12 protein-coding genes are annotated in these 13287 nt (G+C 58.9%); 5 read left to right on the top strand and 7 right to left on the bottom strand.

Going from position 1 to position 13287, the window contains the following annotated elements; translation table 11 throughout:
• Positions 1-70: 70 nt before the first annotated feature.
• Together EXZ61_RS15445 and EXZ61_RS15440 are read right to left on the bottom strand one after the other, a co-directional pair.
• On the bottom strand, positions 71-727 hold the full coding sequence (locus EXZ61_RS15445) for a DsbA family protein (protein WP_142812612.1): 657 nt from the start codon (positions 725-727) through the stop codon (positions 71-73).
• A gap of 26 nt (positions 728-753) precedes the next feature.
• Positions 754-1620 (bottom strand): MBL fold metallo-hydrolase, encoded by an 867-nt coding sequence (locus EXZ61_RS15440; RefSeq protein ID WP_142812611.1) that lies wholly within the window; start codon positions 1618-1620, stop codon positions 754-756.
• 129 nt (positions 1621-1749) lie between these two features.
• Between EXZ61_RS15440 and EXZ61_RS15435 the strand changes: the two genes are divergently transcribed.
• The gene (locus tag EXZ61_RS15435) at positions 1750-2646 is read left to right on the top strand and encodes a LysR family transcriptional regulator (protein WP_142812610.1); all 897 of its coding nucleotides are present in this window, start codon (positions 1750-1752) and stop codon (positions 2644-2646) included.
• 56 nt (positions 2647-2702) lie between these two features.
• Complete coding sequence (locus tag EXZ61_RS15430; protein ID WP_142812609.1) at positions 2703-3653, top strand: DMT family transporter; 951 nt, start codon at positions 2703-2705, stop codon at positions 3651-3653.
• A gap of 153 nt (positions 3654-3806) precedes the next feature.
• Here EXZ61_RS15430 and EXZ61_RS15425 read toward each other — a convergent pair whose 3' ends face one another.
• Together EXZ61_RS15425 and mdtH are read right to left on the bottom strand one after the other, a co-directional pair.
• Complete coding sequence (locus tag EXZ61_RS15425) at positions 3807-4388, bottom strand: PKD domain-containing protein (RefSeq protein ID WP_142812608.1); 582 nt, start codon at positions 4386-4388, stop codon at positions 3807-3809.
• Positions 4389-4476: 88 nt separating this feature from the next.
• Positions 4477-5691: a multidrug efflux MFS transporter MdtH gene (mdtH, locus tag EXZ61_RS15420; RefSeq protein ID WP_142812607.1), complete on the bottom strand. Its 1215-nt coding sequence runs from the start codon at positions 5689-5691 to the stop codon at positions 4477-4479.
• A gap of 100 nt (positions 5692-5791) precedes the next feature.
• On the opposite strand from mdtH, the gene EXZ61_RS15415 reads away from it, so the two are divergent.
• On the top strand, positions 5792-6679 hold the full coding sequence (locus EXZ61_RS15415; RefSeq protein ID WP_142812606.1) for a LysR family transcriptional regulator: 888 nt from the start codon (positions 5792-5794) through the stop codon (positions 6677-6679).
• Here EXZ61_RS15415 and EXZ61_RS15410 read toward each other — a convergent pair.
• The 3 genes from EXZ61_RS15410 to argH form a co-directional block, all read right to left on the bottom strand.
• Positions 6676-8241, bottom strand: coding sequence for a sensor histidine kinase (locus tag EXZ61_RS15410; protein ID WP_142812605.1), 1566 nt, complete (start codon positions 8239-8241; stop codon positions 6676-6678). The genes EXZ61_RS15415 and EXZ61_RS15410 overlap by 4 nt on opposite strands.
• Before the next feature lie 94 nt (positions 8242-8335).
• Positions 8336-9889, bottom strand: a complete 1554-nt coding sequence (locus EXZ61_RS15405) for a sensor histidine kinase (RefSeq protein WP_168224785.1) — start codon at positions 9887-9889, stop codon at positions 8336-8338.
• Between the two features lie 118 nt (positions 9890-10007).
• Positions 10008-11462, bottom strand: a complete 1455-nt coding sequence (argH, locus tag EXZ61_RS15400; RefSeq protein WP_142812603.1) for an argininosuccinate lyase — start codon at positions 11460-11462, stop codon at positions 10008-10010.
• Positions 11463-11500: 38 nt separating this feature from the next.
• On the opposite strand from argH, the gene EXZ61_RS15395 reads away from it, so the two are divergent.
• Positions 11501-12538, top strand: coding sequence for a sensor histidine kinase (locus EXZ61_RS15395; protein ID WP_142812602.1), 1038 nt, complete (start codon positions 11501-11503; stop codon positions 12536-12538).
• Positions 12535-13275 carry a LytR/AlgR family response regulator transcription factor gene (locus tag EXZ61_RS15390; RefSeq protein ID WP_178084862.1) on the top strand — a complete coding sequence of 247 codons (741 nt, stop codon included), beginning with the start codon at positions 12535-12537 and terminating at the stop codon, positions 13273-13275. Before EXZ61_RS15395 ends, EXZ61_RS15390 begins: the two co-directional genes overlap by 4 nt.
• Positions 13276-13287 lie beyond the last annotated feature (12 nt).

Below are 13287 nucleotides of genomic sequence, written 5' to 3'. Positions count from 1 at the left end.
ACGGGGCGTCTTGCGTGGCAATGGGCCCCACGCGCCACGGGGGTGGTGCGTTAGGGCCATTGTGGGCGGCTTAGCTCTTTGAGACCTTGATATGGGTCATGAGTGCGTCAAAGTCACCGTACAGCGCGCTGCTGGGCAGCACGCGTTCGCCTTGTGCGGTGCGCACCAGCACGGTAGGCACGCCTTGTGCGCTATGGGCACGCATCAGTGCCTGCGCGCGGGCCATGCGGGCTTGGGCCGTGGCCAGCAACTCGGCATCGACCTGCTGGGCCGATTGGGCCAAACGGGTGGCCGCATCGCTCAGGCCTAAGCCATAAAGCACAGCCACTAGCACGGGCATTTGCGTGATGTCTTGGCCGTGCACATAGCGGGCCTCTTGTAGGGCTTTGAGCGCGTCCAGCTCTCGCTCAGGCGCTGTGAACGCCACGGCAGCCAGTGCCAGTGTGGCGGGGCCAGAATCAAAGCGACCACCCGCACGCTCCAACACGTCGGCGCGGTAGCGTTCGCTAAACACCTGGCCGCTGAGCTTTTGGATGCGCACATCGTTGCTCCACGCGTACTGGGCAAACTGCGCATCCATGGTGCGCGCCCCCGTGCCGCTGAACAAGCCCGTGGGCAGCAACTCTAGCGTGATGTCGGCTTGCTGTTGGAGGCGCTGCATGGCGGGTGAGGCGCCATAGCACCAGCCGCACAAGGGGTCGAACAAATAGGTGATGGTGGTGGACATGGCCTTGTCTTTCTCTGCGCTGGTGTTTACCACTTCATCTCGCCCGTGTTGACCTTGGCGCCAATGTCCAGCGACAAGCCACCGTCAGTCAGGGCAGGGTAGGCCTGCTTCATGGCGGGGATCAGCGTGGCGCTGGTCTTGTTGGCAGCCAAGTTCTTTTCGAACGTTTGCAAATAGTCTTTGGTAAACGCAATGGTGCTGGCATCGACCTTGGTGCCCGCCTTCATGTGGCCGGGAATCACCAGTTCGGGCTTCAAGGCCGCCATTTCGTCGAGCTGGGCCACCCAGGCGGCGCGTTCGGCAGCGGTTTGTGTGTCAGCGGTCCAGACGTGCATATTGCCGAACACACCGATGTTGCCCACCACCGCCTTGATGGACGGAATCCACGCATAGGGGCGGTGCGCCAGCAGGCCTTGGGTGCCACGGATCTCGATGGTCTGGCCTTCCAGCGTCAAGGTGTTGCCTTCCAGGGCGCGGGGCACCACGGGCTTGCGGGGGGCGTTGGCACCCATTTTGGGGCCCCAAAACGCGACCTTGCCCGCCAGTTTGGGGGCCAGTTTGCCCAGCACGGCGGGTGTGCTCACCACGTCGGCTTGGGGGAACACTTCTTTCAGCGCTTCCACGCCGAAGTAGTAGTCCGGGTCGGCTTGGCTCACATAGATGGTGGTGAGTTGCTTGCCACTGTCGAGCACGTTGGCAGCGATGCGCAAGGCGTCGGCACGGGTGAAACCGGCGTCGATGACGATGGCGTCTTTTTGCCCGTAGACCAAGGTGGAGTTGACGTTGAAGCTGTTGCCGTCGGCGTTGTAGACCTTGACGGTGAGGGCTTGCTGGGCATTGGCAGCGCCGAAAGCAATGGCGATAGAGGCGGCGATAACGGTAGTGCGGATCATGGTGAACTCCTGTGGGTTGATAAAGCGCTGGGAGACAAGCTCATTAGCGTTGGGTTGAACTTTAATTTCAATATCCGCGCAGATAAACCCGATAATTCGCGCATTACTGTTTCATAAATTGAGCAAATCATGGACCGTTTGACCGCCATGCAGGTGTTTGTGGAGGTGGCGCAGAGTGGCAGCTTCAGTGCCACGGCTGACAAGTTGGACATGTCCCGCGCCATGGTGACGCGCTATATCGCTGAGCTGGAGCAGTGGCTGGGCGCACGGCTCTTGCAGCGCACCACCCGTAGAGTCACGTTGACCGACGCCGGCGAGAGTTGCCTGCGCCGCAGCCAGCAGATGCTGGCGCTCATGGAAAACGTGGAAGAGGAGACCAGCCGCCACGACGGCGCGCTGCGCGGACAACTGCGGGTGACCTGCAGCATGTCGTTTGCTTATGCCGAATTGGCGGCGGCGATTGCCGACTTTCTGGCGCTCTACCCCCAGCTCAAAATCGACCTCAATGCCAGCGAAGGCGCACTCAACCTGGTAGAGGCACGCATCGACTTGGCCATCCGCATCAGCGCCGAGCCGGACCCGGCGCTCATCGGCCGCGTACTTGCGCCGTGTGCCTCCGTGCTGGTGGCTTCGCCCGGTTACTTGGCGAAGCACGGCACCCCGCAGCTGCCTGCAGACTTACAGGCCCACCGTTGCCTGAGCTATGCCAACTTCGGCAAGAGCGAGTGGAAGCTGCAGCGCGGCGTGGAGCACGCCGAGGTGCACGTGGCCAGCCACTTCAGCGCCAACGAGGCCACCGCCTTGATGCGGGCTGCGCTCGCGGGTGGCGGGGTAGCCATGCAACCCACCTACCTGGCAAGCCCGCATCTGCAAGATGGCAGCTTGCAGCTGGTGCTGCCACAGTGGCAGCTGCCCATGATGAATATCTACGCGCTCTACCCTTCGCGCAAGCATTTGTCACCAGCGGTGCGCGCCTTGATGGACTTTCTGGTCGCGCGCTTCGCCTCGGAGCCTTGGCGACGATAATCCGTCCCTTTGCGCGCACGCCTGTGTGCCGCCTACTTTTGGGGTTCACCCGCTTCATGCCATCTAGTTCGCACCTACCCGCGCCCGCGCCGCGCCGGTTCTTAGACAACCCCTTGCTCTTGCTGCTGGCCACTGGCTCCATGCTGGGGCTGACCTTTCCTTTGGGCAAGTTGTCGGGGACGGCGGGCATTGCGCCTGTGGTGTGGGCATTCTTGATTTCTGCGGGCTCGGGGCTGGTGCTGAGCGTGGTGGCGTTGTTGACCCGCCAAGCGGTGCCGCTGAACCTGCGGTTTGGGCGCTATTACCTGCTGGCAGGCATTATTTCGTATGCCATTCCCAACGTGTTGGTGTTCATGGTGATCCCCAAGCTGGGCGCCGGGCTCACCTCCATCATGTTCACGTTCTCGCCCATCATCACGCTGGCGATTGTGGTGGCGCTGCGCATGCAGGCGGTGAATGGTTTTGGGCTTGCAGGCATTGCCTGTGGCTTTGTGGGCGCGGTCTTGATCGTGCTGTCTAAGGGCCAGTTTGGCGCAGGCGCTTTGCCAGCGGGCAGTGCTGCGGTGCAGCCGCTGTGGCTGGGTGTGGCGTTTTTGATTCCTATGGCTTTGGCCTGTGGCAATGTGTACCGCACGCGTGACTGGCCGGGGCAGGCCAGTGGCTTGGCCTTGGCAGTGGGCACCAACCTGAGTTCTGCCGCATTTTTGTTCGTGGCGGCTCAGGCACTGGGCCACGGTTTTGATTGGGGTCCGGCACTGGCCCGGCCTGACTTGGTGTTAGCCCAGGTACTGGCCAGCTCCGCGATGTTTGCGGTGTTTTTCAGGCTGCAAAAAGTGGGGGGGCCGGTGTACCTGAGCCAAATGGGCTATGTGGCAGCCTCCATCGGTCTGGGCGCAGGCTACCTGTTCTTGGGCGAGACCTATGGCCTGCTCACTTGGGCGGGGGCGCTGGTGGTGGTGCTAGGGGTTGCGCTGAGCACGTTGGCCCAGCGTCGAAAACCAGCGTAAACCCACAAGCTGAGGCACGGTGCCCCAGAGTGCCGCTCAAGCGGCTAAGTCGCTGATGTCTATGTGCCCGTGGGCTGCATGCTATGCGCGCAGAATGCTATTTAAATGAGAGCTATCTGCGCATATACCATGCGCGCCACAGCCTAATTTACCTTAGGGCTTGCAGCTAAACTGCCCTTTTTTTGCATTTTCAGAATACGTGAGGTCACCGGGGCAAGTGGGCTTTGGCGTCGGCAGGGCTGTGCCTGGTTTGGCAGAGCACGCGTAAGCTCCCGTTTTGGTGTTGTTGGACTTGGGCACTAGCTTCCAAGGGCTTGGGCATAGGGACGCTGGTGTAGGCGTGGCTGCCGGTGCCGGAGTTGCCGCTGGGGCGGCTGCACCTTCCACCTTTACGGTAGCGGTCTTGTCCGCGCCACCGCAGTTGGGGTGCGACTGTACATGCCGGCCACCGAGGTTAATGGTGTAGGTGCCGGGCTTGGCGTAGCTGTGCTGGAACACAAAAGGGCTCACGTGGCTAACGTCGCTCACGCCGTCTTTGTCGGTGCCATCACCAAAAAAAACGGCGAAGCCGCAGTAATTGCCTGAAACCACGTCGATGTTGACGGTGACTGTGACTGGTTCCCCAACTTTTGCAACTGCGGGGCTCACGCTCAGTGGGCCCAGCATTTGGGCTTGCCCCAAGCTGGTGACTGTGGCGAGGAGGGCGGCAATGCCCAAAGAGGTGCGAAGTTTCATAGCAAGAGCTTTCAAAAATCAGGGGGTGGCAAGGGCACGGTTTGCCCTACCTTGCCTTGGCATTGTGCGCCCTATGGCAGGGGCTTGGCTAGGGGAGTGACTTGCATTCAAAGGCCAAGGCCGCCTTTGGCTCAGGCGCTGCAAACTGCCGATACAGTGCCAAACATGTGAGTGCGCCCACCAGCGCCACCACCAGCCAAGGTAAGCCGGGCTGCTGCAAGGCACGTGAGGCATCTAGCAAGTAGCCGCCACCGGTGTAGCCCACCAAGCCGCCCACGGCCAAACCCATGCGCCCCATGCCCATGTAGCTCGCGCGGGCGTGCGCTTGGGCGAAGCGTGCCAAGAGCTCTTCGCGTGCGGGTTCCGTCACCAGCGAGCCGATGAAGAAGAGCGATAGCACCACAAAGGCCGCGTGCAGGCTGTGCACCCATGCCATAGCCGCCATGGCAGTGGTCATGGTGAGCAGGCCCAGCAAGATGCGGGTTTCTAGTTTCAAGTACCGCTCGCCAAGTCGGGCCAAGGGGTAGAGCAGGGCCAGCGACAAGACGGTGTCGATGGCATACATCCAGCTCACCGCCTGCGCGGTACCTGCCAGTTGCTTGATGGTGACGGGGAGCAAGAGCATGGTTTGCACGGTCAGTGCGTAGTAGCCGCTCAAGGTGAACACATAGGCCAAGAACGCTTTGTCTGCCAGTACCGCGCGCATCGAGGCCAGGGGCGCTGCGCGCTTGGAGGCTACGCGGTAGGCAGGAAGCAGCCATGCATTGGCCAGCGCGGCCAAGCTAAACATGGCGCAGCCGCCCATGGCCACCCAAAAAAAGTCAAACGCCAAAAGCCAAGTACCCAGGAGTGCACCACCCACTGCCGCTGCACTGTCTTGCATCATGAGCAGGCTGTAAAAGCGGTTGCGCTCATGGGGGCGGGTGAGTTTGACAATGAGTGCACCGCGCGGTGGGTCAAACAGCATGCCACCTAAACCCGAGACCACGCAGGCAAACACCAGCACGCCCGGATGGTGGGCCACGGCCATGAGGGCGAAGCTGGCTGCGCGCAGCAGCATGCCACCCACGATCAAGGGTTTGGCGCCAAACCGGTCCGCCAAGGAGCCTCCCAACAGCCCCATCCCCTGCTGCACGACCTGGCGCATGCCCAGCGCCAAGCCGACAGCAGCGCCCGCCCAGCCCAGCTGGTCTACGAAGTGCAAGCTGACCAAGGGAAACACGCAGAAGAATCCGACCACCACCAAGAGGTTGTCTACCATGATGAAGCGTCGGCCTAGGGTTCTTGCGCGTTGTGTTGTCATGGAGCGGGCGTGGTGTTTGTGTGCAGGGAAGCTCCATTCTCAAGGCCTGTTAGTTATTATGGAAGTCGCTAACGCGTAATACTTCATATGGGTTTTGGTTATGGCTATTGCATTGGACGACTTGCAGCTCTTGGTGGACATCGTGGCGTGTGGCAGCTTCAGCCAAGCGGCGGCGCGCAGGGGCTGGTCGCAGCCGCAAGTGAGCCAGCGGGTGAGTGCTTTGGAAGCCGACATCGGTGCGCAACTGTTTCAGCGCCACCGCAGAGGCGCGCAACCCACGGCTGCGTGTGATGCTTTTTTGCCCAGCGCGCAGGCCGCATTGGCCGCGCTGGAGCAGGGGCGGCAAGCCATACAGAGTGCGCCGGCCTTGCCCCGGGTGACCTTGGCGTGTTTGCCTTCTCTGAGCTCGGTGGTGTTCGGCCCTATTTTGTTGGCCTTGGCGCAAGCGCCGATTGAGATTCGCTGCCGCACTGACCATTCACCGGCCATCATGGAAGAGCTGCTCACGGGCAAGTCGCAGCTGGGTTTTGTGATCAAGTGCCCACCCATGGCGGGCATTCAGATGGAAAAGCTATGGCGCTCACCCATTATTGCGGTGGTGCACAAAAGCCATTCCTTGGCCAAGTCCAAACCCCGCAGCTTGGCCGAGGTGGCCAACGCCCGCTTGGCCCCGCAGTCATGGGGCGATGGCTGCTACCAGTTGATTGACCTGCTGCGCACCTTGCGCACCGTGCCTGGGCCTATCCACACGGTGCAGCCTGCCAGTGCGGCGCGGGAGATGGCGTTAGAGCATGGATTTTTGACCTTCATGCCCGAGGTGGCCGCCAAACGCGACTTGCGCGAGGGGCGCCTGGTCAAGCTTGACCTACAAGATCTGCCTTTGTGGGAGTGGGAGGTGATGGTTGCGTGGCGCAGTGGCAAGCGGGTAGACGCCAACAAGCAAATGGTGCTGGACACCGTGCGCGCTATGGCGCCTGATTGGGCCTAAGCTGGCTTGTTGGTGCTAGGGGGCAGCACTCTGGGAAAGCGCATGGTGAACGTGGTGCCCGTGCCCACCGTGCTGCTGACTTCAATGCTGCCTGCAAAGCGGCTGGTGACGATGTTGTACACAATGTTGAGGCCCAGACCTGTGCCGCCACGTCCGCGGCGCGTGGTGAAGAAAGGGTCAAACACCTTGCTTATGTCTTCAGAGGGGATTCCGCGCCCGTTGTCGCTCAAGCTCAACGTTACGGTGTCACCGGCGCTGCTGACGTGGATATCAATTTGACCACCTACCCCCGGCTCAAAGGCGTGGGTGAGTGCGTTCATGATGAGGTTGGTGAGCACCTGCGCCATAGCACCTGGCAGGCCTTCAACCAGCACGGGGCTTGGGCAATGGATGCTGACTTGCCCGTGCCCTTGTTTGATCGTGGGCCTAAGGCTGGATACGACTTCTTGGAGGTAGCCACCTAGCTCGTATTCGCGGCGCATTTCACTGGTTTGGTCTACGGCCACTTGCTTGAAACTGTGTATCAACTGTGCGGCACGCTGTGCATTGGTCAGTATGAGGCGTGAGGCTTCTTCCGCCATGTTCAAGTAGGCCATGACTTCCGACTTGCGAATGGAGCCACCTTCGATGCTGTCGCGCAGCTGGGTCGTGCCTTCGTTCAACACAGAGGCGCTGGTCAGTGCGACACCAATGGGGGTGTTGATTTCATGGGCGACTCCCGCTACCAATCCGCCTAAGCTGGCAAGACGCTCCGATTGAATCAGGGCGGCCTGCGTGGATTGGAGTTCTGCGTAGGCGGCCTCCGTTTTTTCGACTGCATGGCGCAGAGCTTCCTCAGACACACGCCGGCGTTGCATGACGCCTTTGAGCTTGCGTTGGGTGAGGTTAAAGCCTTTGATGACTTCGCCAAATTCATTGCGCTTGTCTTCTGGAAGTTCGCGAACTTCTTCATCGTCTTGCTGGGCCAAGCTGAACAGTGCGTCGCGCAGGGCGGCCAAGGGTGTAAATACGGTGCGTAAGCTAAATGCCAATGCGAGCAGCAGCACCGCATCAATCACAATGATCTCCACTATGCGGCGCAGGGTGTCAGATGCAAGAGCTTGGTCTATGCGCGCACGCGAAAAGTCCACAACCACTTGGCCAATGCGGATGTTTACAACGCTGTCTTTGACATTGCCCGTCAGTGTGTTCTCACGAAACAGGTCGGTGGTACGGCGTATGGAACTCGTGCTGCTTGGCACCAAGCCCGCTACCGCTTGGCCGGAAGCATCTCGGGCAATGGCGGCAAACACTTTGCCTTTTGCGTCCAAAACCTGAATGGCAGCGACCTCTAGGGGTTGTATCTCAGCCAACAGCACGTTTTGAATCTCCAAGGCATTGAAGTCCCATACGGGCTGGACGGTGCTGAGTCTTAGACGTTGCAGGGTTTCCGTTTGTACGGACTCAAAGCGTTGCTCTAGTTCGCTAGAGAGCAGTTGTTGGGCATAAATACCGAACAATGCCAAGGTAAGGGTCGTGGCGACCATGAACAGTGCAACAAACCGCAGTCGAATGGTATGCATCAGTGGTCCCTGCTAAGGACCCTAACCATATACGATTTTGCCTTGGGATACCACTGGGCCCATGGCGCAAGTGGTCGCTGTGCGGTGGCACGGCTTAGGCGCGCGCGGGGGAGCCTTTGCGTCTGCGCTCTGGGGCCGTGTTGGGGAGCACCATTGTGAACGTGGTGCCCGAACCCACCTGGCTGTCGACCACGATATCGCCGCCTAAGGTGGCCGTGACAATGTTGTAAACGATGTTCAACCCCAATCCACTGCCTCCTTGGCCAAGCTTGGTCGTAAAGAAGGGATCGAAGATGTGCTGAATGTCCGACCCGGGTATGCCTTTTCCGTTGTCGTGTACTTTGATTTGAATCGCACCCATAACTGGGCTGCGGGCCGAGATATGCAATGTTCCTGACGTGTGCGGGTCAAAGGCATGGACAAATGCGTTTTGGATCAGGTTGGTAATGACCTGCCCCAATGGGCCCGGGTAGCTGTCGAACGCTAGACCTTCGCCAATGTCTAAGGTGATTTTGTGGGGCGTTTTGTCAAAACTAGGTGCATTGATGAAGATGACTTCTTCTACGACGTCTTTGAGTTGGAACTTGCGGCGTTGTTCGCTGGCCCGGTCGGTGGACACCTGCTTGAATCGGGTAACCAAAGTAGCCGCCCGCTGAAGGTTTTGGACCAGAAGCGCGGTGCCATTCACGTAGCGTTCATGAAAACTGTTGAGTGCTGATCGGGTGAGTCCATGGGCTATGGCTTCTTCCAAGGCCTTGTTTTGGTCCTGGAAGGAGCTTGCGATGGTGACCGATACCCCCAAGGGGGTGTTGAGCTCATGGGCAACCCCTGAGACCAAAGCCCCTAAGGAAGCCAACTTTTCTTTTTGCACCAGTGCGCGTTGGCTGGCTTGTAGTTGATCCAATGTGCTGGACAGTTCTTCGTTGGACGCTTGCAGGGCTTGCGTGCGTTCTTGCACCCTCTGCTCAAGGCTGGCGTTGAGTTGGTCACGCTCGGTCAACGTGGTGCCCAAGGAAATACGCATGCTGTCCAAGTCTTGTGCGAGCTTGCCCAGCTCGTCTTGGCGGCGCACGGTAACGGCCTCGTCGAGGCGGCCACTGGCAAGCTTGGCGGCACTTAGGCGCAAATGCATGATGGGACGCACCATGCGTCGCTCAAGCAGCATCAGAATCAAGCCGACCGACAGCGCGACTTGCAGCACCAAGGCTGCCACCAGCTTGAAAAAGTCCAACAAGATACCTTGTTTGATCAAGCCCGCACTGACTTCGATTTTCACTGTGCCAATTTGTGAGTTGGCATAAAAGATGGGGCGCTGCTCACGCAGCAAGTCGCCCACACGGCGGCTTGGAATTTCGTGGGACACAAATTTTTCGTGGTTGTCGGCCTCTATGACGATGCTCACAACTTCGGTGTTCTTCATCACCGAATCCACAATTTGAGAGCCGATGGCATGGTCAAAAGACCATAGCGGGCCAGAAGAGGATTGGGCCAACATCTCGGCATAGTTGGTCATGGGGCGGCGCACCCGCAGGTCCACTTCTTGGCTGTACCGGTCGTGCAACAAGACATAGCCCAGTATCAAAGCAGGCCCCACGATGCCTAGCACCACGACCAACATCATGATTTGCCGAAGCGTTAACTTGTCCAAACGAAGCCTCTCTGCAAGTCTGTGAAGCCAGTTTACATGCTTGCCGTGACAGCGCAAACAAAAAAGCGGGGTCTGCGCTAGTGGCAAACCCCGCTTGTGATTTAGTTGGCAAAAAAGCCTAGTTCGCCAGCCGGGCTTGGTGACGGGCGATTTGGCGTAGCACTTGGGCAGGTGCTGTGCCGCCCAAAATATTGCGAGCATTCAAGGAGCCCCGCAGTGACAAAACGTCGTAGACGTCTTTTTCAATGCTGGTATTAAAGCCTTGGAGCACGGCCAGGGGCAGTTCTGACAAGTCCACTTGATGCGCAATGGCTGCCTTCACGGCGTGGGCCACCGTTTCGTGGGCATCGCGAAATGGCAGCCCCTTTTTGACCAAGTAGTCGGCCAAATCGGTTGCCGTGGCATACCCCTTGAGGGTAGCCCGCTCCATGGCTTCGGGCCTGACCGTGATACCGCCTTCTTTGGCGCCAGTGGCCGGGTTCACTTGGCCGCCCACCATCTCAGAGAAGATGCGCAGCGTGTCTTTGAGGGTGTCTACCGTGTCAAACAAGGGCTCTTTGTCTTCCTGGTTGTCTTTGTTGTAGGCCAAGGGTTGGCCTTTCATCAGCGTGATGAGCCCCATCAGGTGGCCAACCACGCGGCCAGTTTTGCCGCGTGCCAGCTCTGGTACATCAGGGTTCTTTTTCTGCGGCATGATGGAGCTGCCAGTGGTGAAGCGGTCCGCAATTTGCACAAAGGCAAAGTTTTGACTCATCCACAAAATGAGTTCCTCGCTCATGCGGCTGATGTGCACCATGCACAGAGTAGCAGCGGCAGTGAATTCGATCGCAAAGTCACGGTCGCTCACAGCGTCCAAGCTGTTTTGGCACACAGATGGGTGGCCCTGTTCGTCCACCATGCCAAGCGTGCTAGCTACGCGCTCACGGTCAAGCGGGTAGCTAGTGCCTGCCAACGCGGCCGCACCCAGGGGCAAGCGGTTGGTTCTCCGACGCACTTCATTGAATCGTTCTGCGTCACGGCTGAACATTTCTACGTAGGCCAACATGTGGTGGCCAAAGCTAATCGGCTGGGCCACTTGCAAGTGGGTAAAGCCCGGCAAGATCACGTCGACATGCTTTTGCGCGACTTCGACCAGTGACTTTTGCAGATCAACGAGCAGCTCGCCGATCAGGTCAATTTCGCCCCGCAGCCACAGGCGCACATCGGTGGCCACTTGGTCATTGCGGCTGCGACCGGTGTGCAAGCGCTTGCCAGCGTCACCCACCAGTTGGGTCAGACGAGCTTCAATGTTGAGGTGTACATCTTCAAGGTCGAGTTGCCATTCGAACTGGCCGGATTCGATTTCTGTCCAAATTTGGGCCATGCCTTTTTGTATGGAAGCATGGTCTTGCGTTGTGATGATGCCCTGGGCCGCTAGCATTTCCGCATGTGCCAAGGAGCCCGTGATGTCCGCCTGCCACAGGCGCTTGTCAAAAAAGACGCTGGAGGTGTAGCGCTTAACCAAATCGCTCATGGGCTCAGAGAACAGCGCGGACCACGCCTCGGATTTTTTGTCGAACTGGTTTTGTGACATGGTAGGTGGATCAGTTAATAGCGTCAGAATGCGGGTGCATGAAAGATACCCAAATATTATCGACGTTCCAGAACACCGCGCCGGACGCGAGTAGTCGCTTGGCGGTGTTGCCATTTGTTTTCGATGCTTGCCAGTTGGGCGTGGTCTTGCGCGCGGTGTTATTGGTCGAGCTTGCGGTGGGTACCGGGGTCATGTTTGTCGCTCAAAGCACCTGGGATGGGATGGCGCGCTTTGCACTCGTTACGGGTGGAGCGCTGCCGGCTACTGTAGTGTGGCTCTTGGTGACGTGCTCCTTGAAGAACCTATTGCGAAGGCTGCAATCATCGACGCAGTATGCGATTGCGATCTCAATGGGCAGTGCGGCAGGAGTCTACGGTTGCGCCATGCTGTGGTGGTCGGGTTTGTTGGAGCGCCCACCGTGGGGGGCTGCAGCGGCCAGCGGGGCTTTTTTGAGCGCCATTTTGGTGGCAGCGCTGGTTATGCGTGCCAAGGGGCGTTTGCCTGCAGACACGACGGCACGTTTGACTGAGCTGCAATCGCGCATACGGCCCCATTTCCTTTTCAATACGCTGAATAGTGCGATTTCTTTGGTGCGCGCCGAACCCGCCAAGGCAGAGACTTTGCTGGAAGATCTGAGCGATCTCTTTCGACATGCTTTGCTGGACCGCGGAGACTCTGTAACACTCGCGGATGAAATTTTGCTGGCTAAGCGTTACTTGGCCATAGAGCAGGTGCGCTTTGGCGGCCGACTGCGGGTTCAGTGGCTGCTTGATGATGCCGCCAACACAGCCAAACTACCGCCGCTACTTTTGCAACCCTTGGTGGAGAATGCGGTGCACCACGGCGTTGAACCGAGTGAGTCTGGCGCTGATCTGCAGATATCCACCGAACTGCGTGGGCCCATGGTGGTCATTAAAGTTACCAACACCGTGCCAGCAGGGCCAGGGGAGACTGGCCAAGGCCTTGCACTTCGCAATGTGCGAGATCGCTTGGGCTTGCTGCATGATGTGGAGGGACACTTCAAAAGTGGGTATAAAAAAGGCATGTTCCAAGTGCGTATAGAGGTGCCTGCATGATTCGTGTGCTGCTTGTGGATGACGAAAATTTGGCGCGCGCGCGTCTGCGCACTTTGTTGGGGGATTGCCCTTCACCCAAGGCGGTTGTGCAAGCCGAGGCGGCCAATGCAGTGCAAGCCATGGAACTTTTGCAGCGCCAAGTGTTTGACGTGGCTTTGGTGGATGTGCACATGCCTGGCGCGGACGGATTGGCCTTTGGAAAGGTCTTGCGCTCGCTACCCAATCCGCCGGCTTTGGTGTTTGTGACCGCGTACTTGGAGCATGCGGTACAAGCGTTTGAGCTAGAGGCGGTGGACTACCTGACCAAGCCTGTGCGCTTGGAGCGTTTGCAAGCCGCCTTACTCAAAGTAGAGCGGCATGTGTCTCAAAAAGCGACCCAACCCCAGTGGATAGAGCCAGAAGAGTGCGTGGTGATCCATGAGCGCGGACGCACCGAGCGTGTATCTTTGCAGCAGGTCATTTACTTTAAGGCCGAGCAGAAGTACATCACTGTGCGCACTGCTGAGCGCAGCTACATCCTCGAGGGCTCGCTTAACGAGCTTGAGGAGAAGTATGCAGACCGATACTTGCGGGTGCACCGCAACGCTTTGGTGGCACGTGGTGCCATGCGTTCATTGGAAAAGCACTTTGACCCTGAGGACGGGGAAGGCTGGGCGGTACATATGCACGGGACTAGCGATGTAGTGAACGTGTCACGCAGGCAGTTGGCTGCGGTCCGTGAATTGGTGAGGCGTTAGCGCGCTTGAGAG

This window comes from Rhodoferax aquaticus (assembly GCF_006974105.1).
GTDB lineage: Bacteria > Pseudomonadota > Gammaproteobacteria > Burkholderiales > Burkholderiaceae_C > Allorhodoferax > Allorhodoferax aquaticus_A.
Note: the sequence above shows the minus strand (reverse complement) of the source record. Positions and strands in the feature narration are given on the sequence as shown.

Excerpts from the sequence above, each read along its gene's own strand:
- EXZ61_RS15445 (WP_142812612.1), bottom strand. The coding sequence starts at position 727 with ATGTCCACCACCATCACCTATTTGTTCGACCCCTTGTGCGGCTGGTGC.
- EXZ61_RS15440 (WP_142812611.1), bottom strand. The coding sequence starts at position 1,620 with ATGATCCGCACTACCGTTATCGCCGCCTCTATCGCCATTGCTTTCGGC.
- EXZ61_RS15435 (WP_142812610.1), top strand. The coding sequence starts at position 1,750 with ATGGACCGTTTGACCGCCATGCAGGTGTTTGTGGAGGTGGCGCAGAGT.
- EXZ61_RS15430 (WP_142812609.1), top strand. The coding sequence starts at position 2,703 with ATGCCATCTAGTTCGCACCTACCCGCGCCCGCGCCGCGCCGGTTCTTA.
- EXZ61_RS15425 (WP_142812608.1), bottom strand. The coding sequence starts at position 4,388 with ATGAAACTTCGCACCTCTTTGGGCATTGCCGCCCTCCTCGCCACAGTC.
- mdtH (WP_142812607.1), bottom strand. The coding sequence starts at position 5,691 with ATGACAACACAACGCGCAAGAACCCTAGGCCGACGCTTCATCATGGTA.
- EXZ61_RS15415 (WP_142812606.1), top strand. The coding sequence starts at position 5,792 with ATGGCTATTGCATTGGACGACTTGCAGCTCTTGGTGGACATCGTGGCG.
- EXZ61_RS15410 (WP_142812605.1), bottom strand. The coding sequence starts at position 8,241 with ATGCATACCATTCGACTGCGGTTTGTTGCACTGTTCATGGTCGCCACG.
- argH (WP_142812603.1), bottom strand. The coding sequence starts at position 11,462 with ATGTCACAAAACCAGTTCGACAAAAAATCCGAGGCGTGGTCCGCGCTG.
- EXZ61_RS15395 (WP_142812602.1), top strand. The coding sequence starts at position 11,501 with ATGAAAGATACCCAAATATTATCGACGTTCCAGAACACCGCGCCGGAC.
- EXZ61_RS15390 (WP_178084862.1), top strand. The coding sequence starts at position 12,535 with ATGATTCGTGTGCTGCTTGTGGATGACGAAAATTTGGCGCGCGCGCGT.